Below are 22,034 nucleotides of genomic sequence, written 5' to 3'. Positions count from 1 at the left end.
CCTGGTCAGCCTTTTATGTACGGTTTGCCGGCGGCCGCGGGGCCGCGCACCTTCCCGACGAGACCGGCGACCGCGAAGATCGTCACCACGTACGGCAGCATCAGCATGAACTCGCTGGGCACCGGGGAGCCGATGACGCCGAGGGTGTTCTGGAGGTTGGAGGCGAAGCCGAACAGCAACGCCGCGAGGGTGGCGCGGATCGGGTCCCACTGGCCGAAGATCACAGCGGCGAGGGCGATGTACCCCGCGCCGGCGGTCATCTCTTTGTTGAACGCGCCGACGGAACCGAGCGTGAAGAACGCGCCGCCGAGGCCGGCGATGGCGCCGCCGAGCGACACGTTCCAGAACCGGGTCTTGGCGATGTTGATACCGACCGTGTCGGCGGCCTGCGGGTGCTCGCCGACCGCGCGCAGGCGCAGACCCCAGCGGGTGTGGAACAGGCCCACGTACACCAGCGCCACCGTGACGTACATCAGATACACGATGATCGTCTGGTTGAAGAGCATCGGCCCGATGATGGGGATGTCGGCGAGGAACGGGATCGGCAAGCGCGGGAAGCGCGGCGGGGCGTTCAGCGTCGCCGCGTTCGGTGCGAGCAACTGCGAGAACAGGAAGCTCGTCAGCCCCACCACGAGCACGTTCAACACGACGCCGACGATGACCTGATCGACGAAGTACTTGATCGCGAACGCCGCGAGGACGAACGACACCAGCACGCCCGAGACACCGGCTGCGAGGAGTCCGATGAAGGGGTTGCCGGTCGCGGTGGCGACGATCGCCGAGGTGAAAGCGCCCGCGAGGAGCTGGCCCTCGATCGCGATGTTCACCACGCCCACGCGTTCGCTCAGCACGCCGGCCATCGCCCCGAAGATCAGCGGGACCGACAGGCTCAGGCCACCGGCGAGCAGGCCCGTCAGCGGGATGACCGACGTGGTCGCACCGGCCGCGGCCCACGTCAGGAAGCCGATCATGAAGATCAGCGCGAAGAGGACGGCCAGCCACAGCGGCGGGCGGCGGTGCGCGCGAACCAGCAGGAAGCTGGCGGCGGTGATGAGCGCGAGCAGGACGGTGCAGACGGCACCGGTGACCACTCCCCCGAGAACCACCTCGGGCAGCTGCAGGAACTCCCCCGGGCTCGAGATGCGGAACACCGCGTCGCCGTCCTGGCGCGCGACCACGAAGAGCACCGCGGCGAGCACCGTGATGACGCCGTAGACGACCGGCGCTTTCCAGCTGATGACGATGGTCTTGTCGAGGGCATCCGGCTGCGGCGACACCCCGGGGTGCTGAGCGGTGGTACTCACTTGACCACCTCCTTCTTCTTGGCGGCGCGCGTCTTCGACGCACGCGCACCGGGCGCGGGCAGACGGAAGATCGCGCGCACGAGCGGGGGTGCGGCGATGAACAGCACGATGAGCGACTGCACGACGAGCACGATGTCGATCGGCACGCCGTTCGCGGCCTGCATGGCGAAGCCGCCGGCTTTGAACGCCCCGAACAGGATGCCGGCCACCAGCACGCCGACGGGGGTCGAACGACCCAGCAGCGCCACCGTGATGGCGTCGAACCCGATTCCGGCGTCGATGCCGCTGGAGAATCCGGTGGTCACGGTGCCGAGCACCTGGTCCACCCCGGCGAGACCGATGAGTCCACCCGAGATGAGCATGGCGACGACGTACATCGACTTGACGTTGATGCCCGCCACGCGGGCGGCGTTCGGGTTGAGACCGACCGCGCGGAAGCGGAAGCCCAGCGACGACCGCTCCAGGATCCACCACACCAGCGCGACGGCCGCGAGCGACAGGACGAACCCGAAGTGCAGGTTGTAGGCGGGACCGAACAGGTCGGGGAAGACCGCGGTCTCCTTCATCGCCGGTGTGGTCGGGTTGCTCGACCCCGGCGCCTGCAGCAGGCCGGGGGTGCGCAGCAGGTAGTAGACGAGGTAGAACGCGACGTAGTTGAGCATGATCGTGACGATCACCTCGTGTGCTCCGGTGCGCGCCTTGAGGAGCCCCGCGATCCCCGCCCACAGGGCACCCGCCACGACCCCGGCGACGAGCGCGACGAGCGCGTGCAGACCCCAGGGGAGATCGAAGGCGAAGGCGACATAGCCGCCGGCCGCCGCGGCGACGAGCATCTGCCCACGACCACCGATGTTGAACATGCCGACGCGGAATGCGAGCGCGACGCCGAGACCCGCGGCGATCAGCGGGGTCGCGAACGTCAACGTCTCGGTGAGGGGGCGGATGCCGGTGGCGAACTCGGGGCGGCGGAAGTTGTAGATCGCGCCCTGGAAGAACGAGGCGTAGGCGCCCGACACGGACTGCCAGATCGCGACGAGGGTGTCGCCCGGGCGGGCGAAGAAGTATCCCGCGGATGCCTGGACGTTCTCGTCGGTCGCCGCGATCATCACGGCTCCCACGAGAAGGGCGAGGATCACGGCGAGAACCGAGATGATGGCGTTGCCGGTGGCGACCTCGCGCAATGCGCGGCGCCAGCGGTTCTCTTCCGTCGCCGGCTCGGGGGCCACCACGCGGGCACCCGCGGTGGGGTCGACCGTCGACGCCCCCGCGAGAGCGGCGTCGGCGGATGTCGGGTCGGACACCTCGGCGGCGCGGTCCGCGCGCGCGGCACTCGGGTCGTGAGGGCTGTGCGGATCGCTCACGCGGCGACTCCTTCGGTGTGGGGCGTCTCGCCGGCCATCATCAAGCCGAGCACGTCGCGCGTGGTGTCGCCGGGAACGATGCCGACGACGCGGCCGCGGTACATCACCATGATGCGGTCGGCGAGCGCGGTGACCTCGTCGAGCTCGGTCGAGACGACGATCACCGGTACGCCCGCATCGCGGGTCTCAATGACGCGCTTGTGGATGAACTCGATCGAGCCCACGTCGACTCCGCGGGTGGGCTGCGCGGCGACGAAGAGTCGGAGCTCGCGGCTGAGCTCGCGGGCCAGCACGACCTTCTGCTGGTTGCCGCCGGACAGGCGTCCGACAGGCGTCTCGATCGACGGCGTGCGCACGTCGAATTCGGCGACCTTGTCGCGCGCGAAATCGGCCAGCGTCGACAGCTGCAGCGCACCACCCTTGACGAAGGGAGCGCCGTCGGCGCGATCGAGCATGAGGTTCTCGGCGATCGAGAACTCGCCCACGAGGCCGTCTTCTTTGCGATCCTCGGGCACGAAGCCGACGCCCGCGTCGAGCACCGTGCGCACGGTCGATCCACCGAGTTCCTTGCCGTCGAGGGTGATGGACCCCTCGACGCGCTCTTGCAGGCCCACGAGAGCCTCGGTGAGCTCGGTCTGGCCGTTGCCCTGAACGCCGGCGATGGCGAGGACCTCGCCGCGGCGTACCTCGAAGCTGACGTCGTTGACCACGACCTGACCGATCGCGTCGACCACGGTCAGACCCTTCACCGACAGAGCGACATCGCCGAGCGTCGGCGCGTCTTTCTGCACGGTGAGCTCGACCGCGCGACCCACCATGAGCGAGGCGAGCTCGGCGTTGGAGGCGGTGGGCTCGGCCTCGCCGACCACCTTGCCGAGCCGGATGACGGTGATGCGGTCCGCGACCTCGCGAACCTCGCGCAGCTTGTGGGTGATGAAGACGATCGACGTGCCCGCCGCCTTCAGCTGGCGCATGATCGCCATGAGCTCGTCGGTCTCCTGGGGAGTGAGCACGGCGGTCGGCTCATCGAAGACGAGGACTTTCGCGTCGCGCGACAGCGCCTTGATGATCTCGACGCGCTGCTGCACACCGACGGGCAGGTCGTCGACGAGGGCGTCGGGATCGACGTCGAACCCGAAGCGGTCGGAGATCTCTGTGACCTTGGCGCGTGCGGCGGCGATGTCGAGGCGGCCACCGGCTTTCGTCGGCTCGTGCCCGAGCATGACGTTCTCGGCGACGGTGAAGACGGGAATGAGCATGAAGTGCTGGTGCACCATGCCGATGCCGGAACGCATCGCGTCGCCGGGACCCGAGAAGTGCTGGACGACGTCGTCGAGCAGGATCTCTCCCCCGTCGGCCTGGTAGAGACCGTAGAGGACGTTCATCAGGGTGGACTTGCCGGCACCGTTCTCGCCGAGCAGGCAGTGGATCTCACCGGCGTGCACCGTGAGGTCGATGTGGTCGTTCGCCACCAGGGACCCGAAGGTTTTCGTGATCCCGCGGAGTTCGAGCTTCATGTTCCCGATCCTAAGTTCTCGACGCCGAACGCGGCAGGCGTCCGACGGGAAGGGCCGCCTCGTGAGCGGACCCGGGCTGGGGCCGACCGAGGGACAGCGCCCCGGCCAAAGGGAGGGGAGGCCGGCGAACGCCGGCCTCCCCGAGAGAGTTCGTTACCTCAGCCCGCGAGGTACGAGTCGACGGTGATCGAGCCGTCGATGATCTGAGCCTTGAGGTCTTCGATCTTGCTCGTCAGGTCGGCGGGAACGCGGTCCGACCAGTCGTGGTAGTCGGCGATGCCGACGCCCTCGTTCTCGAGCGTTCCCACGAAGGGCGCCGCGTCGAACGAGCCGTTGCCGGCGGCGACGATGGCGTCCTTGGTGCCCACGTCGATGCCCTTGAGGATCGAGGTCAGCAGCAGGTCGCCGACGGTCGGGTCGGTCTCGAACACGTCGGCGTCGACACCGACGAGGGCGATCTCGCGCCCGGCGTCACGGATCGCGACGGCGGCCGACTGGTAGATCGGGCCACCGACGGGCAGGAGCACGTCGACGTTCTGGTCGATGATCGCCTGCGCGGTCTGGCGCGCGGTGTCGTTCGCCTCGAATCCACCGGTGAAGGAGCCGTCCTGCGCGGCGCGGTCCCAGCCGACGACGCGCACGCTCGTGCCGTTGTCGGTGTTGTACTTCTCGACGCCCTGCGCGAAGCCGTCCATGAAGATGCTCACGGTCGGGATGTTCAGGCCACCGAAGGTGCCGACGACGCCGGTCTTCGACGTACCCGCGGCGAGGTAGCCGGCGAGGTAGGCCGCCTGCGCGGTGTCGAAGATGATCGGCTTGATGTTGGGCGCGTCGGTCTGGCCGTCGAAGTCGCTGTCGACGGTGTCGTCGATCGAGACGTACTGCAGGTCGGGGTTGGCCGTGGCCGACTCGAGCGCCGCGGGGGCGAGGAGGAAGCCGACCGTGACGATGGTGTTGCAGCCCTGGTCGACGAGGTTCTGCAGGTTGGAGGCGTAGTCGGTCTCGGCCTGCGACTCGACCTCGATGGGGGTCTGCGAGCCGAGTTCGGTGGCGGCGGCGTCGACGCCCTCTTTACCGAGCTGGTTGAACGACTTGTCGTCGAATCCGCCGGCGTCCGACACCATGCAGGGCAGGTAGTCGCTGGCGCCGGATCCGGCACCGCCCGACGCGCCGTTGCTCTCGGGCGCTGCGCCGCAGCCGGCGAGCAGTACGGCGGCGCCGATCATGGCGAAGCCGCTGACGACGGCCTTCTTCGTGGTCTTCACGAGGGGTCCTCCAAGACGGATGCCCCCAACGGGTTCGGGGGACGATCCCGTCACGTTACCCAGTGTGTCGCCGCGCTCGTGAGCCAGGAGCCGCCGTGCGCGGCAATGGTTACAAAGACGCAATCTCGCGTCACGCGACCGCCACACGCTGCGACACGGGGCGGAACCGGATGCCACGCCGGGCGGCATCCGGTCTCAGAGAACGTCGCCGCGACCCGTGAGCTTCAGGGCGTCGACGACGCCCTTGACGCGCTGGGCGTTCTCGGTCGTCGTGACGAGCAGGGCGTCGGGGGTGTCCACCACGACGATGTCGCGCACGCCGATCAGGCTGATCACGCGCTTGGTCTGCGAGACGACGATGCCGCTGGAGGAGTCGGAGAGCACACGGGCGTCCTCACCGAGGATCGCGAGCTCGTTGCGCCCACCCGAGGAGTTGAGCTTGGACAGGCTCGCGAAATCTCCCACGTCGTCCCAGTCGAAGTGACCGGGGATGACGGCGAGGCGCCCCTTCTCGGCCGCCGGCTCCGCGACGGAGTAATCGATGGCGATCTTCTTCAGCCCGGGCCAGATGCGGTCGACGGCGGGGCCGCGGCGGTCGCGGTCATCCCACGACTCGGCGAGCTCGAGCAGGCCCGCGTGCAGCTCGGGCTCGTTCACGGCGAGCTCGGCGAGGAGGACATCGGCGCGGGTGATGAACATGCCCGCGTTCCAGAGGTAGGCGCGGTCGGTGAAGTATTCCTTCGCCGTCTCGAGATCCGGCTTCTCTACGAAACGCTCGACCATGTAGGCCTCGGGCGCCCCGTCGACGATCAACTCGCCGGCCTGCTTGATGTAGCCGAAGCCGACCGAGGCCTCGCTGGGCTGGATGCCGATCGTGCAGATGTAACCGGCCCGAGCCACGGCGACCGCCTGGCGCACCGCGAAGTCGAACTGCCGGGTCTGGCGGATCACGTGGTCGGCCGCGAAGGAGCCGATGATCACGTCGGGCTCGCGACGCACGAGGATCGCGGCGGCGAGACCGATCGCGGCGGAGGAGTCGCGCGGCTCCGACTCGAGGAAGACGTTGTGGTCGAGCACGCCGGGAAGCTCCCGCTCGACCGCGGCGCGGTGAGCGCGTCCGGTGACGACGGCGATGCGATCCTCCCCCGACAGCGGCGCGAGGCGGTCCCAGGTGTCGCGCAGCAGGGTCTGGCCCGAGCCGGTCAGGTCATGGAGGAACTTGGGGGCGTCCGCCCGCGAGAGCGGCCAGAGGCGGCTGCCGATGCCTCCGGCGGGGATCACGGCGTAGAAGTCGTCGATAGCGCGATCTGACATGGCTCCGACCCTAGCGGTCCGGACTCCTCCCCTCCGACGGCCCCGAACCGGGTGAGACCGGGCCCTCGGTGCGCTCCATTTATCTCGATGTCGAGAGACAGTTAGGCACCCCTTATCCTCCGCATTCATAGGCCGGACGTAGTATTCAGGGGCGCCCGTGTGACGCTCGGGGCCGGTGTCGGCCCCCACATCGTGTTCGATCAGGGAGGACGACCGTGTCAGCACCAGCACGTGCCACGCCGTCGGTGAAAACGACCACTTCGAAGAGGCCCCGGGGCACTCTCTACCGCGGCCGAGAAGGCATGTGGTCCTGGGTCCTGCACCGCATCACCGGTGTGGCGATCTTCTTCTTCCTCCTCGTGCACATCCTCGACACGGCGCTCATCCGCGTGTCGCCCGAGGCGTACGACGCCGTCATCGGCACGTACAAGAACCCGATCATGGGTCTCGGCGAGGTGGCCCTTGTCGGTGCGATCGCGTATCACGCGTTCAACGGGCTGCGCATCATTCTGGTCGACTTCTGGCCGTGGGCCACGCGCCACCAGCGCCAGCTGTGGTGGGGCGTGCTGGGCCTCTGGGTCGTCACCATGCTCGGTTTCACCCCCCGCCACCTGATCAACGTCTTCAGCGCCGTCACCGGGAGCCACTGATGTCCGTCGCCCAAGAAGCCGCCACGATCCCCGCCCCGCGCACGCCCGCCGTCCGCAAGAAGGGCTCCAACCTCGAGAAGTGGGGATGGATCTACATGCGCGCCTCCGGCGTGCTGCTGATCGTCCTCATCTTCGGCCACCTGTTCGTCAACCTGATGACGAACGACGGCATCCACCAGATCGACTTCGCGTTCGTCGCGGGCAAGCTGGCCTCGCCGTTCTGGCAGTGGTGGGACGTGCTGATGCTCTGGCTCGCCCTCATCCACGGCGCCAACGGCATGCGCACGATCGTGAACGACTACGTCACGAACGCCACGATCCGCAAGATCCTCGTCGGATCGCTGTGGATCTCCGCGGGGTTCCTGATCCTGCTCGGCACGCTCGTCGTGTTCACCTTCGACCCCTGCCTCGGTGTGACCGAGAGCAGCTCCCTCTGGGACGCGTGCCAGGCGGCGTGAGCCGACGGCATCCCTTCTTTCCCCTGACAGCAGAGGCATCGCACACGTGAGCACCCAGACTTCCTCGGACTCGATCGTCAAAGACGGCGTCCACTACCACCAGTTCGACGTCGTCATCGTCGGCGCCGGCGGCGCGGGCATGCGCGCGGCCATCGAGGCCGGCCCCGGCGCGAAGACCGCCGTCATCTCGAAGCTCTACCCGACCCGCTCGCACACGGGCGCAGCGCAGGGCGGCATGGCGGCGGCGCTCGCCAACGTCGAAGAGGACTCGTGGGAGTGGCACACGTTCGACACCATCAAGGGTGGCGACTACCTCGTGGATCAGGATGCCGCCGAGATCCTCGCCAAAGAGGCCATCGACGCCGTCATCGACCTCGAGAACATGGGCCTGCCGTTCAACCGCACGCCCGAGGGCAAGATCGACCAGCGCCGTTTCGGCGGTCACACCGCCGACCACGGCAAGACCCCCGTGCGCCGTGCGTGCTACGCCGCCGACCGCACCGGCCACATGATCCTGCAGACGCTGTTCCAGAACTGCGTCAAGCTCGGCATCAACTTCTTCAACGAGTTCTACGTGCTCGACCTCATCACGGTGAAGGACGCGGCGGGCAAGACCCAGGTCTCCGGTGTCGTCGCCTACGACCTCGCCACGGGCGAGTTGCACGTCTTCCAGTCGAAAGCCGTCATCTTCGCCACGGGTGGCTTCGGCAAGATCTTCAAGACCACCTCCAACGCCCACACCCTCACCGGTGACGGCGTCGGCATCGTGTGGCGCAAGGGCCTCCCCCTGGAGGACATGGAGTTCTTCCAGTTCCACCCGACCGGCCTCGCCGGTCTCGGCATCCTTCTCACCGAAGGCGCCCGAGGCGAGGGCGCGATCCTGCGCAACGCCAGCGGTGAGCGCTTCATGGAGCGCTACGCCCCCACCATCAAAGACCTGGCGCCGCGCGACATCGTCGCCCGCTGCATGGTGCAAGAGGTTTCCGAGGGTCGCGGCGCGGGACCCCACCGCGACTACGTCCTGCTGGACTGCACGCACCTGGGTGCCGAGGTGCTCGAGACGAAGCTCCCTGACATCACCGAGTTCGCCCGCACCTACCTCGGTGTCGATCCGGTCGTCGAGCCCGTACCGGTCATGCCCACCGCGCATTACGCGATGGGCGGCATCCCCACCAACATCAAGGCCGAGGTGCTCGCCGACAACGACACCGTGGTCCCCGGTCTGTACGCCGCGGGCGAGTGCGCCTGCGTCTCGGTGCACGGCTCCAACCGCCTCGGCACCAACTCGCTGCTCGACATCAACGTCTTCGGCAAGCGCGCCGGCCGCAACGCTGTCGAGTACGTCAAGACCGCCGACTTCGTGCCGCTACCCGAGGACCCCGCCGCCGAGGTGCGCGGACTCATCGAGAGCCTGCGCAACAACAGCGGCACCGAGCGCATCGCGGTCCTGCGCAAGACGCTCCAGGACGAGATGGACAAGGGCGCGCAGGTGTTCCGCACGCACGAGTCCCTCGCCCACGTGATGGATGTCATCGCGGACCTCCGCGAGCGCTACAAGAACATCCACGTCGACGACAAGGGCAAGCGCTTCAACACCGACCTGCTCGAGGCCGTCGAGCTCGGCTTCCTGCTCGACCTGGCCGAGGTCGTCGTCTACTCGGCGCAGAACCGTGAAGAGAGCCGTGGCGGTCACATGCGCGACGACTTCCCCACGCGCGACGACGAGAAGTACATGCAGCACACCATGGCGTACCTGTCGGGAGACCCCCACTCGTCGCACCCCGCCGATCACATCGAACTCGGCTGGAAGCCCGTGGTGTTCACCAAGAACGAGGCGGGCGAGTTGCGCTACCCGCCGCTGGAGAGGAAGTACTGAGATGGCATCCACCGTCCTCGAGAACGTCGACACCTCGGACGAGGTCGAGCAGACGCCGGAAGACACCGGGATCCAGTCGTTCCTCGTCACCTTCAACATCCGTCGTTTCGACCCCGAGGTCGACGACGAGCCGCGATGGGTCGATTACGACGTGGAGCTGTACTCCACCGACCGGGTGCTCGACGCGCTGCACAAGATCAAGTGGGAGACCGACGGCTCATTGTCGTTCCGCCGCTCGTGCGCGCACGGCATCTGCGGATCGGATGCCATGCGCATCAACGGCCGCAACCGCCTGGCCTGCAAGACGCTGATCAAAGACCTCGACATCTCGCAGCCGATCTACGTCGAGGCGATCAAGGGCCTTCCGCTCGAGAAGGACCTGATCGTCGACATGGAGCCGTTCTTCGCCTCGTACCGCGAGGTGCAGCCCTTCCTCATCTCGAACTCGAAGCCCGAGCCGGGCAAGGAGCGCGTGCAGTCGATCGTCGACCGGGAGGTCTTCGACGACACGACCAAGTGCATCCTGTGCGCCGCGTGCACCTCGTCGTGTCCCGTGTTCTGGACCGACGGGCAGTACTTCGGCCCCGCCGCGATCGTGAACGCGCACCGCTTCATCTTCGACTCGCGCGACGACGCGGGCGACGTGCGCCTCGACATCCTCAACGACAAAGAGGGCGTGTGGCGCTGCCGCACCACCTTCAACTGCACCGAGGCGTGCCCCCGTGGCATCGAGGTCACCAAGGCCATCGCCGAGGTCAAGCAGGCCGTCCTCCGCGGCGGTCGCTGACCGTCGCCCTCGAACGGCGGGTGCGCTTCGGCGCCCCGCCGTTCGGCGTTTGCTCGCGGGTCATGTGGCACGACACCCCATTGCCGCCCCGGCATCCCTATGCTTCCTCGTGAGAACGCGACCTCCTCGCGGATTCCCGAACGACGGAGGCGGAAATCGCGCCGAACGGCGAGCGCCCGGACGACGGATGCCGCGGCAGCGAACGCCCACCCGGTGGGGCCGAGGCGCACCGCCCCACGACGAGGGGGCGGCATCCATTCATTAGGCTCGTCGGGTGACTGAGAACCGCCACGACCCGCGGCCGTTGCCCGCGGTGCGCGACGACAGCGCCTCTGTGCGTGATGACGACGCTTCGCTTCGTGACCGGCTCGAGGCCGCGCAGACCGCCGTGCGGGAGCGCCTGGATCAGCCCATCGCCCGGGCGGCGAAGATCGCGCAGTGGTTCCCGATCCGCGTGTGGCGGCACTTTTTGCAGCACAACGGCTTCTTGCTCGCCGCGGGCATGAGCTACCAGGGGCTGTTCGCGGTGTTCTCGGCGCTGTACCTGGCGTTCGCCGGCGTGGGGATCTGGCTGGGCGGAAGCAAGACCGCGATCGACGGTCTGATCCACATCGTCAACAGCTACATTCCCGGCATCATCAGCGAGAACGGCCTCGTCGACCGCGAGCAGGTCGAGGCCGTCGCGCAGGAGAGCGGGCGCCTCCTCACCATCACCGGCATCGTCGCCGTCGTGGTGGTGGTGTGGACCGCCATTGGGTTCGTCACATTCACCCGCCGCGCCGTGCGCGACACCTTCGGACTGCCCTTCGACCTGCGCAACTACGTGCTGCTCAAGGCGCGTGACTTCGTCGCCTCGCTCCTGTTCGGCATCGCCCTGCTGGTCGGTGCTCTGCTCGGCTCGATCACCACCGGTGCGGTCGATCTGGTGTTCGGGCTCATCGGCTGGGACCGCGAGACCCTCGGCTGGTCGGTGGGCGCTCGGATCATCTCGCTCGTCGTCGCGTTCGGTGTGAACACCGTCGCCCTGGCCTCCCTTTTCCGCTTCCTCACGGGCACGACCCTCACCTGGCGACGCGCGTGGCCGGGCGCGATCGTCGGGGCGACGGGCATGGTCGTGCTGCAGGTCGCCGCGGGCTTCCTCTTCGTCTACACGCCGTCCAACCCCCTGCTGGCCACGTTCACCGTGCTCATCGGGTTCTTGCTGTGGTTCCGGTTCATCGGCATCGTGATCCTCGTCTCGGCGGCGTGGATCGCGGTGGCGGCTCGCGACCGCGACGTTCCCCTGCGCTCCCCCGAGGATCGCCTGGCCATGGAACAGGCGGCCCTCGTCATCGCGGCACAGGTCGGCGTGCGCCAGGCCGAGAAAGAGGTTGCCCTGTCGCGGTGGCCCCTTCGCTGGCGGGCGAAGCGGCGACTCAGAGTGGCCGAGAAGCAGCTCGTGCGCGCGGAGGCCGACGTGCCCGCGCCGCGGCGGGTCTCTCTCCTCCCGGACTGACGCTCGGACGCCGCCCGGGGGCCTCGGTTTCCCCGAGGGAACGATGTCGGAGGTCGCCGTTAGGCTCGTGGAGTGCCTCGTTCCGTGCGTATCGTCTCCGTCAACGTCAATGGCATCCGTGCCGCCGTCCGCAAGGGCATGACCGAGTGGCTCGACGCCTCGGGGGCCGACATCGTCGCCCTCCAAGAGGTCCGGGCGACCGCCGAGCAGCTGGCCGAGGCTCTCCCCGGGTGGCAGATCGTCAACGACGAGGCCCTGCAGAAGGGGCGTGCCGGCGTGGCGATCATCAGCCGCCTTCCCGGCGTCGAGACGCGCACTCATCTCGGCCCCGAGCCGCTCGATGCGTCAGGGCGATGGATCGAGACCGATTTCGACATCGACGGCGAGACCGTCACGATCGTCAGCGCCTACGTGCACAGCGGCGAGGTCGACACCCCCAAGCAAGACGCCAAGTGGCTGTTTCTGGATGCCATGGAGCGTCGGCTCGCCGAGCTCAGCGCCGAGCGCGAGCTCGCGCTGGTGGTGGGAGACCTCAATGTAGGGCACCGCGAACTCGACATCAAGAACTGGCGCGGCAACCGTAAGAACGCCGGGTTCCTCCCGCGCGAGCGTGCCTACTTCGACCGCTTCTTCGGCCCCGCCGGAGAACGGGTCGAGGGCGTGGACGGGTCGATCGGCACAGGTCTCGGCTGGGTCGATGTGGGCCGCCGCGCGGTGGGCGAAGCCGAGGGTCCCTATACGTTCTGGTCGATGCGCGGCAAGGCGTTCGACACCGACAGCGGCTGGCGCATCGACTATCACGTCGCCACCCCCGCCCTCGCGGAACGCGTGACCGACTACCGCGTCGACCGTGCGCCGTCGTACGACACCCGCTGGAGCGACCACTCCCCCGTTGTCGTCGACTACACCCTCGGGCGGTGACCGAGCGTCCAAGGGCATAATCGACGGTCTCCGGACGAAATCCTGGGTGCGGCGAACGAGCTCGTCTCCTCCTCGCTCGTCCCGCCGCAGACGGAGAGAGCAGAGCTTCGAGGCGAGTGGAGGAGCGACGTGACGGAGAAAGTCGACTTCAAGAAGACCCTCGACGGTTATCAGGCGGTGCGCGGGCAGTTCAGGGTCGTACAGGTGCCCGAGATGCGGTATCTCATGATCGACGGACACGGCGACCCGAACACCTCACCGGCCTACACGCAGGCACTGCAAGCTCTTTACCCCGTTGCCTACACGCTGAAGTTCGCCAGCAGACGTGAACTCGGCCGCGACTATGTGGTGCCACCGCTGGAGGGCTTGTGGTGGGCGGACGACATGGAGGCGTTCACCACGGCGAGAGACAAATCGCGGTGGGACTGGACGATGATGCTCATGATCCCCGAGTGGATCGACGAGGCCATGGTCCGCGCAGCCATCGACGTCGTCGGAGCGAAAGGGTCGGCCGGACGGCTGGACGACGTGCGGATCGAGACCCTCGCCGAGGGGTTGTGCGTGCAAACGCTCCACCTCGGCTCCTACGACGATGAGGCAGACGTGCTGGAAGAGATGCACCGGGAGTTCATCCCCGGTCGGGGCCTCCACCTGCGCGGAACGCATCATGAGGTCTACCTCAGCGACCCCCGCAAAGTCACCCCCGACAAACTCCGCACCATCCTCCGCCAACCCGTCGTCAGAACCTCGGCGTAGGCACGGCGAGGAGCTCCGGCACGAGCCCGCAATGCGATCCACCTGGTCGCTTTCCGGGCGCGCGCAGGATCGCCCGTCGGTTCGAAGCTCGCCCTCACCTCCCGCGCCGGCGCCGCACGCGGCGACGCCTAGGATCGAGAGGTGACTCAGCAGCGCCTCTACTCCGGAATGCAGCCCTCGGCCGACAGCCTCCAGATCGGCAACTACATCGGGGCCCTGCTGCAGTGGCGCGAGTTGCAAGACCAGTACGACGCCTTCTTCTCGGTCGTCGACCTGCACGCCCTCACCCAGCCCGGCGACCCCGCCGAGCGTCGCGAGAAGACCCGCCGTACCGCCGCGCAGTACATCGCCGCGGGCATCGAGCCTTCGCGCTCCACGCTCTACGTGCAGTCGCATGTGCCGGCGCACGCCGAGTTGCAGTGGGTCTTGTCGACCCTCACCGGTTTCGGCGAGGCCGGCCGCATGACCCAGTTCAAAGACAAGTCGGCCCGCTACGGCGCGGACGCCACCAACGTCGGGCTGTTCACCTACCCGGTGCTGATGGCGGCCGACATCCTGCTGTACCAGACCGACGTCGTGCCGGTCGGAGACGATCAGAAGCAGCACATCGAGCTCACGCGCGACCTCGCAGAGCGTTTCAACCAGCGCTTCGGCGAGACGTTCACGGTGCCCAAGCCCATGATCCAGCGCGAAACGGCCCGCATCTACGACCTGCAGAACCCGACGTCGAAGATGTCGAAGTCGGCCGAATCCGACGCGGGCGTGCTCTGGATGCTCGATGAGTCGAAGGTCAGCGCCAAGAAGATCATGCGCGCGGTCACCGACTCCGAGGGGGTCGTGCGATTCGACAGAGACGAGAAGCCGGGCGTCTCCAACCTGCTCGTCATCTACTCGGCCCTCACCGGCCGCGAGATCACCGCGATCGAAGACGAGTACGCCGGTCGCGGCTACGGCGACTTCAAGAAGGGGCTGGCCGAGGTCGTCGTGAACGAATTCGAGCCGGTTCGCGAGCGCGCCCTCGAGCTGCTGGACGACCCCGCCGAACTCGACCGGGTGCTGGCGACCAACGCCGGCCGCGCGGCATCCGTCGCCGAGAAGACCCTCGCCGACGTATACGACCGCATCGGGCTGCTGCGGCGGGGCTGATCCCCGGCTCCCCGACGCCCGCGCATCTCGAGATGCCGCGGGCGTCGGCGTTCAGCTGATCATCGGCCGGCTGCCGGCTGCCGGCCGTCCCGCCGGGGGGATCGGCGCACGACTCCTGCGTCTTTGCAAGAACGGCCCCGCCGATCGGCCAACGGGGTGGCTGACGCCGGAGTTGTGCCCATGCCGATACACGCCGCGGCCGACACGCGCCCCTCCCGGCCCGCGTCGATGACGGCAGCGCGTATCCGAGCCTGCGCCGTTCGGGCGCAAGGCCGTTCTCGGCGCCGCCGTTGCGTGGGAGCATGGGCGCATGCCGGAGATGCCAGAGGTCGAGGGACTCGTCGAGTTCCTGCGGATGCGCCTCGCGGGTGTGCGTTTCGAGCGGGCCACCGTGTCGGCGATCAACGCCCTCAAGACGTACGCGCCGCCCCTCGCCGACCTCGTCGGTGCGCAGGTGACGGGGGTCGAGCGCCACGGCAAGTTCGTCGACATCGCCACCGATGGCGGCATCCACCTCGTGTTCCACCTGGCGAAAGCCGGGTGGCTGCGCTGGTACGACGCCCTACCGACGACGCTGATCAAGCCGGGCAAGACTCCGATCGCTCTGCGGGTCGGCTTCGACGACGGCTCGGGCTTCGATCTCACCGAGGCGGGCACGAAGAAGTCGCTCGCCGTGTACGCCGTGACCACGCCCGACGAGGTACCCGGTATCGCACGCCTGGGCCCCGACCCGCTCGACGACGACTTCGGCCGCGCGGAGTTCGGTGCCCTGCTCACCGGTCGCCGCACGCAGATCAAGGGCGTGCTGCGCGACCAGTCGATCATCGCCGGCGTCGGAAACGCCTACTCCGACGAGATCCTGCACGCGGCGAAGATGTCGCCCTACGCCCTCGCCGCCACCCTCACCGACGACGAAGTGGACCGCCTCTTCACTGCCATGACGACGACGCTCACCGAGGCCATCGACGCAGCCCGCGGCAAACCCCCGGCGGAGCTGAAGGATGCCAAGCGACGCGGCATGCGCGTGCACGGGCGACGCGGCGAGGCGTGTCCGGTCTGCGGCGACGAGGTGCGCAGCGTCTTCTTCGCCGACAACTCCCTCGAGTACTGCCCCACTTGCCAGACCGGCGGCAAGCTGCTCGCCGATCGGCGGCTGTCGCGCCTGCTCAAGTAGCTCGCCGCCGCCGGGTCGGGTCCCGGTTCGGGGCCGCAACGCGCGCCCTCCGCCGCCGCGGCCGGAGTCGTCCCGCCGCCTCGACGAACGACAGCGGCGGGCGACACCGAAGTGCCGCCCGCCGCCGTCGTCAATGGATCAGGAGATCGCGATCGTCACGATCGGGCTCCACCCGATGTTGCCCGCTGCGTCGACAGCACGCGAGCGGATCTGGTAGCGACCCTTGGGGTACTGTCCGGAGTCGAGGCTCGTACGCCAGAGTCCGTCGCTGCCGCGCACGGCATCGCCGAGCTTGGTCGAACCCGCCCAGAAGCTGACACCGGTCACTGCGACGTTGTCGTTCGCCGAAGCGACGAGGTCACCGCGTCCGGAGATCGTCGTGCCCGTGGTCGGGCTGGTGATCGCGGTCGTGGGCGCGGTCGTGTCCTTCGACGGGGTCGGCGTGGCCGTGGGGGTCGGCGTGCGCGTCGGGGTCGGCGACGGCGTCGGGGACGCGGTCGGCGTCGGGGATGCGGTGGGCGTCGGCGAGGCCGTGGGCGTCGGCGAAGCGGTCGGCGTCGGGGTGGGCGTCGGCGTCGGGACAGAGCCGGTCGGTGCGACCGTGGCCAGGTAGCCGTAGTACTTGCTCGGCGAGGAGCCGGCGGCCGAGGGGCTGCCGAACCACGTGTGGCCCTTGGCGTCGGCTGCGGACGCCTGCGCCATGACCTGTCGGATGACCTGAGGAGTGGACAATCCGGGGCAGCTGCCCGTGGCGAAGCAGTTCAAGACCACGCCGCTGAGAGCCGCGGTAGCCATCGACGTGCCCGACTGGATGTATCCGAAGCGGTCGCCCTTGAGGGTGGTGTACGGGCACGTGCCGGGGGCTGCCAGCGTGTGGGCCTTGTCGGCGGCGGAGACGGCGTAGTTCGTGTTCAACCACGGCGAGTCGTCCTTGGTGGAGAGGCCGCAGGTGCTCGCGGCCAGTCCGCCGGGCTTGCCGTCGTAGTCGGCCATGTTGGTGGCCACCAGCACCTCGTCGTACGAGCCCGGGAGGACGCGCCCGAGGTCGGTGTTGCCGTTGCCGGCTCCCGAGACCACCACGACGCCCTGCGACGTCAGCTTGCAGATCGACTGGTGGAGCGCGTCGCTGTTGGAGTAGCCGCAGTTCCCGTCATCGACGCCTTCGAAGCCGAGGCTCATGTTGGCGACCTTGATGTTGTAGGTCGCTGCATTCGCGACGACCCAGTCGACACCACAAAGCACCGAGGAAAGCGTGCCCTTGTTCTTGGCATCCATCACGCGAACCGAATAGATCGGTGCGCCGGGGGCGACCCCGACCGTGCCGAAGTCGTTGTCGTACGCGGCGATGTATCCCGAGACGCCGGTGCCGTGACCGTTGCCGTCGCGCTCGTCGCTGGTGCCGAGGCAGTTCACCGCTTTGACGAGGTTGTAGTCGATGTGCGGGTTGACGCCCGAGTCGATCACCGCCACCGCGGGTCCGGTCCAGGCGGTCTGCACGCCATCGCCCGCGTTGACCGGCGGCTTGTCCGCCTGCACGGTCTTGGGCGTGGGAGTATCGGCCTGCGCGAAGCCCTCGACCTCGACGTCGGCCGTGACGGCACTGACGCGGCGGTCGTTCGCCAGCGCGGTCGCCTCGGCGGCCGTGAGCGACGCCGCGAAACCGTTCAGGGCAGCGGTGTAACGGTCGTCGATGTCGACGCCGTAACGGGCCGCGAGAGCGGCCGCGTCGACGCCGTCAGCGAGTCCGATGACGTAGTCACCGGCGGGACGCGTGGCCGCCGACGCCGGCGCTGCGCCGACCACACCGGCGAGCAGGACCGCGGCGACAGCCACCATCGCGCCCGCGGGACGATAAATCTTCAATGCCATTCCCTCTACCCTCGCGAAGAACTCAGGGCGGAGTGATAGGAAAGCCCGCCGACAGACAGAATAGGGCCAGAACGTTTCAACCAGGTGACGGGGCGCAGATTCTTTGGTATAGCTTCGGGCCTTGTTGTGCGCGAGAAGGGTTCCGATCCCTGCATTCTCGTCGGATGCATCGCCCGTCCGCGCCTCCGGAGCTCCCACCTCCGCATCCACGGAGGCCGTCATCGCCCCGCCCTCCCGCGCATGCTCGGCATGTGTCCGTTCATTCCGGGGAATGAATCCGCCCGCTTCGCGTTCACTAGACTCAGAAGAGCAACAACGTGCTCCGGGGTCGGTGAGAATCCGAACCGGCGGTGACAGTCCGCGAACCCCTCCGCCCCGGCGGTGGGGCCGATCCGGTGGAATTCCGGGACCGACGGTGATGCGACGGGTATCCGTCGCTAGTCCGGATAGGAGGCAGCACGGATGGCGCGCTGCGCCTATCCCGCTGACCCTGCCCCCGGACACCGCGGGAAGGACAGGGAAATGGCATCCGCCGTCGAGATCGACGCCATGGGGCGAGCGCTGCAGCTTGCCCGGCGCGGCCCGCGCGGGCTGAACCCGCAGGTGGGCGCGGTCATCCTCTCCCCCGACGGCGACGTGCTGGCCGAGGGATTCCATCGCGGCGCCGGCACCCCGCACGCGGAGGTCGATGCGCTCTCGCAACTGGCGCCCGATGCCGCGCGCGGCGCCACCGCCGTGGTGACACTCGAGCCGTGCAACCACACGGGTCGCACCGGCCCGTGCGCCCTCGCCCTGATCGACGCCGGCATCGCGCGCGTCGTCTACGCCCTCGACGACCCCACGGACGCCGCCGCCGGTGGTGCCGACCGACTCCGCGCCGCGGGAGTCGATGTGGAGACCGGACCGGAACGGGATGCCGCCGAGGCGTTGATCCACGACTGGATCGCGCTGCAGCGCACCGGCCGCCCGCACGTCACGGTCAAATGGGCGCAGAGCCTCGACGGCCGTGCCGCCGCTGACGACGGCACGAGCCAGTGGATCACCGGCCCCGCCGCCCGCCGCGACGTGCACGACCGTCGCGCGCAGGCCGACGCGATCGTCGCGGGCACGGGCACCGTGCGGGCCGACGACCCCGCCCTGACCGCGCGGGCCGACGACGGTTCGCTGCGCGACGCCCAGCCGATGCCGGTCATCATCGGCGAGAGCGAGACGGCCCCGGATGCCGCCGTGCGCCGCCATCCGCGCGCGCCACTCTTCTACGCCACCCACGACCTCCACGCCGTGGTCGCCGACCTCGCCGAGCAGGGCGTGCAACGGGTGTTCGTCGAGGGCGGACCGACCCTCGCGAGCGCCTTCGTGCGCGAGGGGCTCGCCGACGAACTGCTCGTCTACGTCGCCCCCGTGCTGCTGGGCGGCTCGCGGCTGGCCCTCGCCGACATCGGCGTCGCGAGCATCGCGGATGCACGGCGGCTGGCCGTGGCATCCACTCGGAATCTCGGTGACGATCTGCTGATCGTCGCCCACCCGGCGGAGTCTTACGGCAACGCGCCACCGCGTGCGACGAACGAGCCGGGTGCCGCGGCCCCCGCCTCCGCCTCACCCTTCCCCCACAGCAGAGACAACAGAGGAGACGCCTGATGTTCACCGGAATCGTCGAAGAGATCGGCGCCGTCACCGCCGTCGAGCCCGAGGGCGACGGCGTGCGGCTGACGCTGCGCGCCCCCCTCTCGGTATCGGATGCCGGGCACGGCGACTCCATCTCGGTCAGTGGCGTGTGCCTCACCGTCGTCGACCAGGGCGACGACTGGTTCACCGCCGACGTGATGAAGCAGACCCTCGACATGTCGACCCTGGCCGATGTCGCCCCGGGACGCACCGTCAATCTCGAGCGAGCCACCGCCGCGCACGGTCGCCTCGGCGGGCACATCGTGCAGGGCCACATCGACGGCACGGGTGTCGTGCGCGAGGTGCGGCCGGGTGCGCAGTGGAGCGTCGTGCGGGTCGGCATCCCGGCGCACCTCGCCCCGCTCGTGGTGGACAAGGGCTCGATCGCGATCGACGGAGTCTCGCTCACCGTCAGCTCTGTCAGCGAGGCCACCGACCCGCAGCCGTGGCTCGAGGTGTCGTTGATCCCCGAGACCCTCGCGGCGACCACGCTCGGCCGCGCCGAGGCCGGAACCTCCGTCAACCTCGAAACCGACATCCTTGCGCGGCACGTGCAACGCATGCTCGCCTTCCGCACGACCGCCGGCGGGTCCGGCGACAACGAAGAGAATCCCGCGGCCGCGGCCGCTACGACCGAGAGGGGCTCCGCATGAGCCTGTCCACCATCCCCGAAGCCCTGGAGGCCCTGCGTCTGGGGCGGCCCATCCTGGTCGCCGACGACGAGAACCGCGAGAACGAGGGCGACGTCATCATCTCGGCGCAGCTCGCCACCCCCGAGTGGCTCGCCTGGACGGTCCGCTGGTCGAGCGGCTACGTCTGCGCGCCCATGCCCGGCGAGTGGGCCGACCGCCTCGACCTCCCCCCGATGGTCGAGGTGAACCAGGACGCCCGCGGCACCGCCTACACGGTGAGCGTCGACGCCGCCACCGGCGTCACCACGGGCATCAGCGCGGCCGACCGCTCCCGCACGCTGAACGTGCTGGCCGACCCCGAATCGGTGCCGACCAACCTCATCCGGCCGGGGCACGTCCTTCCCCTCCGCGCCGTCGACGGGGGCGTGCGCGAGCGCGCGGGTCACACCGAGGCCGCGGTCGACCTCATGCGGCTCGCCGGACTCGAGCCGGTCGGCGCGATCGCCGAGGTCGTCGCCGAAGACGGCAGCATGATGCGCCTGCCCGGACTGTTCGAGCTCGGCGAGCGCGACGGCATCCCGGTCATCACGATCGAGCAGCTCATCGGCTACCTGAACGAGACCGATCCGCTTCCGGCGGCGGTCCCGGCACGACGTCGGGTCAGCCTGCGCGCCGAGTCGAACGTGCCGACCTCGCACGGCACCTTCCGCTTCCTCGCGTACAAGGACCGCGTCACCGGCACCGACCACCTCGCCGTGGTCTCGGGCGACCTGACCGAGGCGGCGCCGTTGGTGCGCGTGCACTCCGAGTGCCTGACGGGCGAGGCCTTCGGTTCGCTCAAATGCGAGTGCGGACCCCAGTTGGATGCCGCGCTCGACACGATCGATCGCGACGGCGGCATCGTCATCTACATGCGCGGACACGAGGGTCGCGGCATCGGCCTCATCAACAAGCTGCGCGCGTACAACCTGCAGGAGCGGGGCCTGGACACCGTGGATGCCAACCTCGCCCTGGGTCTTCCCGCCGACGCGCGCGACTACGCCGCCGCCGCCGGCATTCTTGCCGACCTGGGAGTCGACAAGGTGCGGTTGCTGACGAACAACACCGACAAGGTCGCGCAGTTGCGCAGCTTCGGCCTCGACGTGGTCGAGCAGGTGCCCCTGCTCGTGGGCGTCGGACCCAACAACCACCAGTACCTCGAGACCAAGCGTGACCGTATGGGTCACATCATCGGCGAGGACGATCTGCGCGAAGCCCTCGCGCACACGAAGGAAGAGAGCGCCTGATGGCCGGCAGTGGAGCACCCGAGACCGGCGGCGTCGACGCGTCCGGCTTGAACATCGTCGTCGTCGCCGGCACCTGGCACGAGGTCATCACGAACGGCCTCATCGCCGGGGCGAAGCGGATCCTGGATGGCACGGGAGCCACCTACCGGGTCGTCCGGGTCCCCGGCTCGTTCGAACTGCCCGTCGCCGCCCGCGCTGCGTTCGACGGCGGGGCGGATGCCGTGGTCGCCCTCGGCGTGATCATCCGGGGCGGGACACCGCACTTCGAGTTCGTCTCGTCGGCGGCGACCGACGGTCTGACCCGCGTGGCGCTGGACGCCGGCAAGCCCGTCGGCTTCGGCGTGCTGACGCTCGACGACGAGAAGCAGGGCCTCGACCGCGCCGGACTCGAGGGGTCGAAGGAGGACAAGGGCGAGGAGGCCGCGGACGCCGCGATCCGCACCGCCCTGGTCCTGCGGGAGCTGCGCGGCTGACGCGCACCGGCTCGCTGCTGCTGCGGGGCGTCGCTGCTCCGGGCGCGCCGCTTCGGTGCGCGAAAGACGCGCGCCGGGACCGCTC

Annotated in this window: 19 protein-coding genes and 1 riboswitch; of the genes, 13 read left to right on the top strand and 6 right to left on the bottom strand. The window is 68.9% G+C overall.

The annotated features are described in order from the left end of the window. Nucleotides 1-5 precede the first annotated feature (5 nt). The 5 genes from ACXKZF_RS04010 to ACXKZF_RS03990 all read right to left on the bottom strand — a co-directional run bounded on the left by ACXKZF_RS04010 (nucleotide 6) and on the right by ACXKZF_RS03990 (nucleotide 6,761). Nucleotides 6-1,304 carry an ABC transporter permease gene (locus ACXKZF_RS04010; protein ID WP_374108648.1) on the bottom strand — a complete coding sequence of 433 codons (1,299 nt, stop codon included), beginning with the start codon at nucleotides 1,302-1,304 and terminating at the stop codon, nucleotides 6-8. After that, nucleotides 1,301-2,665, bottom strand: coding sequence for an ABC transporter permease (locus ACXKZF_RS04005; RefSeq protein WP_488985452.1), 1,365 nt, complete (start codon nucleotides 2,663-2,665; stop codon nucleotides 1,301-1,303). Before ACXKZF_RS04005 ends, ACXKZF_RS04010 begins: the two co-directional genes overlap by 4 nt. Then, a complete protein-coding gene (locus ACXKZF_RS04000) occupies nucleotides 2,662-4,182 on the bottom strand; it encodes an ABC transporter ATP-binding protein (RefSeq protein WP_488985451.1) in 1,521 nt (506 codons plus the stop codon). The genes ACXKZF_RS04005 and ACXKZF_RS04000 overlap by 4 nt, the downstream gene beginning before the upstream one ends. 158 nt (nucleotides 4,183-4,340) lie before the next feature. Beyond that, nucleotides 4,341-5,408, bottom strand: coding sequence for a BMP family lipoprotein (locus ACXKZF_RS03995; protein ID WP_279291872.1), 1,068 nt, complete (start codon nucleotides 5,406-5,408; stop codon nucleotides 4,341-4,343). A 234-nt stretch (nucleotides 5,409-5,642) separates the two neighbouring features. After that, nucleotides 5,643-6,761: a mannose-1-phosphate guanylyltransferase gene (locus ACXKZF_RS03990; RefSeq protein ID WP_055958595.1), complete on the bottom strand. Its 1,119-nt coding sequence runs from the start codon at nucleotides 6,759-6,761 to the stop codon at nucleotides 5,643-5,645. A 215-nt stretch (nucleotides 6,762-6,976) separates the two neighbouring features. Between ACXKZF_RS03990 and sdhC the strand changes: the two genes are divergently transcribed. The 9 genes from sdhC to ACXKZF_RS03945 all read left to right on the top strand — a co-directional run bounded on the left by sdhC (nucleotide 6,977) and on the right by ACXKZF_RS03945 (nucleotide 16,024). Beyond that, on the top strand, nucleotides 6,977-7,411 hold the full coding sequence (gene sdhC / locus ACXKZF_RS03985; RefSeq protein ID WP_082485057.1) for a succinate dehydrogenase, cytochrome b556 subunit: 435 nt from the start codon (nucleotides 6,977-6,979) through the stop codon (nucleotides 7,409-7,411). Further along, nucleotides 7,411-7,869 (top strand): succinate dehydrogenase hydrophobic membrane anchor subunit, encoded by a 459-nt coding sequence (locus ACXKZF_RS03980; protein ID WP_055958598.1) that lies wholly within the window; start codon nucleotides 7,411-7,413, stop codon nucleotides 7,867-7,869. The genes sdhC and ACXKZF_RS03980 overlap by 1 nt, the downstream gene beginning before the upstream one ends. A gap of 46 nt (nucleotides 7,870-7,915) precedes the next feature. Beyond that, a complete protein-coding gene (gene sdhA, locus ACXKZF_RS03975) occupies nucleotides 7,916-9,745 on the top strand; it encodes a succinate dehydrogenase flavoprotein subunit (protein WP_243222885.1) in 1,830 nt (609 codons plus the stop codon). A 1-nt stretch (nucleotide 9,746) separates the two neighbouring features. Then, nucleotides 9,747-10,532, top strand: a complete 786-nt coding sequence (locus ACXKZF_RS03970) for a succinate dehydrogenase iron-sulfur subunit (protein WP_055958605.1) — start codon at nucleotides 9,747-9,749, stop codon at nucleotides 10,530-10,532. A gap of 274 nt (nucleotides 10,533-10,806) precedes the next feature. Beyond that, complete coding sequence (locus ACXKZF_RS03965) at nucleotides 10,807-12,027, top strand: YihY/virulence factor BrkB family protein (RefSeq protein ID WP_488985450.1); 1,221 nt, start codon at nucleotides 10,807-10,809, stop codon at nucleotides 12,025-12,027. Nucleotides 12,028-12,099: 72 nt separating this feature from the next. Beyond that, entirely contained in the window at nucleotides 12,100-12,948 is an 849-nt protein-coding gene (locus ACXKZF_RS03960) for an exodeoxyribonuclease III (protein WP_488985449.1), read from the top strand. A gap of 129 nt (nucleotides 12,949-13,077) precedes the next feature. Then, nucleotides 13,078-13,704: a GyrI-like domain-containing protein gene (locus ACXKZF_RS03955; RefSeq protein WP_488985448.1), complete on the top strand. Its 627-nt coding sequence runs from the start codon at nucleotides 13,078-13,080 to the stop codon at nucleotides 13,702-13,704. Nucleotides 13,705-13,845: 141 nt separating this feature from the next. Next, nucleotides 13,846-14,850 carry a tryptophan--tRNA ligase gene (gene trpS, locus ACXKZF_RS03950; RefSeq protein WP_488985447.1) on the top strand — a complete coding sequence of 335 codons (1,005 nt, stop codon included), beginning with the start codon at nucleotides 13,846-13,848 and terminating at the stop codon, nucleotides 14,848-14,850. Nucleotides 14,851-15,160: 310 nt separating this feature from the next. Beyond that, a complete protein-coding gene (locus tag ACXKZF_RS03945; RefSeq protein ID WP_488985446.1) occupies nucleotides 15,161-16,024 on the top strand; it encodes an Fpg/Nei family DNA glycosylase in 864 nt (287 codons plus the stop codon). Nucleotides 16,025-16,162: 138 nt separating this feature from the next. Here ACXKZF_RS03945 and ACXKZF_RS03940 read toward each other — a convergent pair whose 3' ends face one another. Continuing rightward, the gene (locus ACXKZF_RS03940; protein WP_488985445.1) at nucleotides 16,163-17,893 is read right to left on the bottom strand and encodes a S8 family serine peptidase; all 1,731 of its coding nucleotides are present in this window, start codon (nucleotides 17,891-17,893) and stop codon (nucleotides 16,163-16,165) included. A 314-nt stretch (nucleotides 17,894-18,207) separates the two neighbouring features. Continuing rightward, nucleotides 18,208-18,356: riboswitch (FMN riboswitch) on the top strand. Between the two features lie 59 nt (nucleotides 18,357-18,415). Between ACXKZF_RS03940 and ribD the strand changes: the two genes are divergently transcribed. Genes ribD through ribH form a run of 4 tightly spaced genes read left to right on the top strand, consistent with a single transcriptional unit; the run spans nucleotide 18,416 to nucleotide 21,949 of the window. After that, the gene (ribD, locus tag ACXKZF_RS03935) at nucleotides 18,416-19,531 is read left to right on the top strand and encodes a bifunctional diaminohydroxyphosphoribosylaminopyrimidine deaminase/5-amino-6-(5-phosphoribosylamino)uracil reductase RibD (RefSeq protein WP_488985444.1); all 1,116 of its coding nucleotides are present in this window, start codon (nucleotides 18,416-18,418) and stop codon (nucleotides 19,529-19,531) included. Further along, nucleotides 19,531-20,211, top strand: a complete 681-nt coding sequence (locus tag ACXKZF_RS03930; protein WP_488985443.1) for a riboflavin synthase — start codon at nucleotides 19,531-19,533, stop codon at nucleotides 20,209-20,211. Before ribD ends, ACXKZF_RS03930 begins: the two co-directional genes overlap by 1 nt. Further along, nucleotides 20,208-21,476: a bifunctional 3,4-dihydroxy-2-butanone-4-phosphate synthase/GTP cyclohydrolase II gene (locus ACXKZF_RS03925; protein ID WP_055958626.1), complete on the top strand. Its 1,269-nt coding sequence runs from the start codon at nucleotides 20,208-20,210 to the stop codon at nucleotides 21,474-21,476. Before ACXKZF_RS03930 ends, ACXKZF_RS03925 begins: the two co-directional genes overlap by 4 nt. Next, the gene (gene ribH / locus ACXKZF_RS03920; protein ID WP_488985442.1) at nucleotides 21,476-21,949 is read left to right on the top strand and encodes a 6,7-dimethyl-8-ribityllumazine synthase; all 474 of its coding nucleotides are present in this window, start codon (nucleotides 21,476-21,478) and stop codon (nucleotides 21,947-21,949) included. The genes ACXKZF_RS03925 and ribH overlap by 1 nt, the downstream gene beginning before the upstream one ends. Nucleotides 21,950-22,034 lie beyond the last annotated feature (85 nt).

It is taken from the genome of Microbacterium sp. ABR10 (assembly GCF_057812175.1).
The sequence above is the reverse complement of the archived record's forward strand: the minus strand, read 5'-3'. Positions and strand labels throughout refer to the sequence as shown.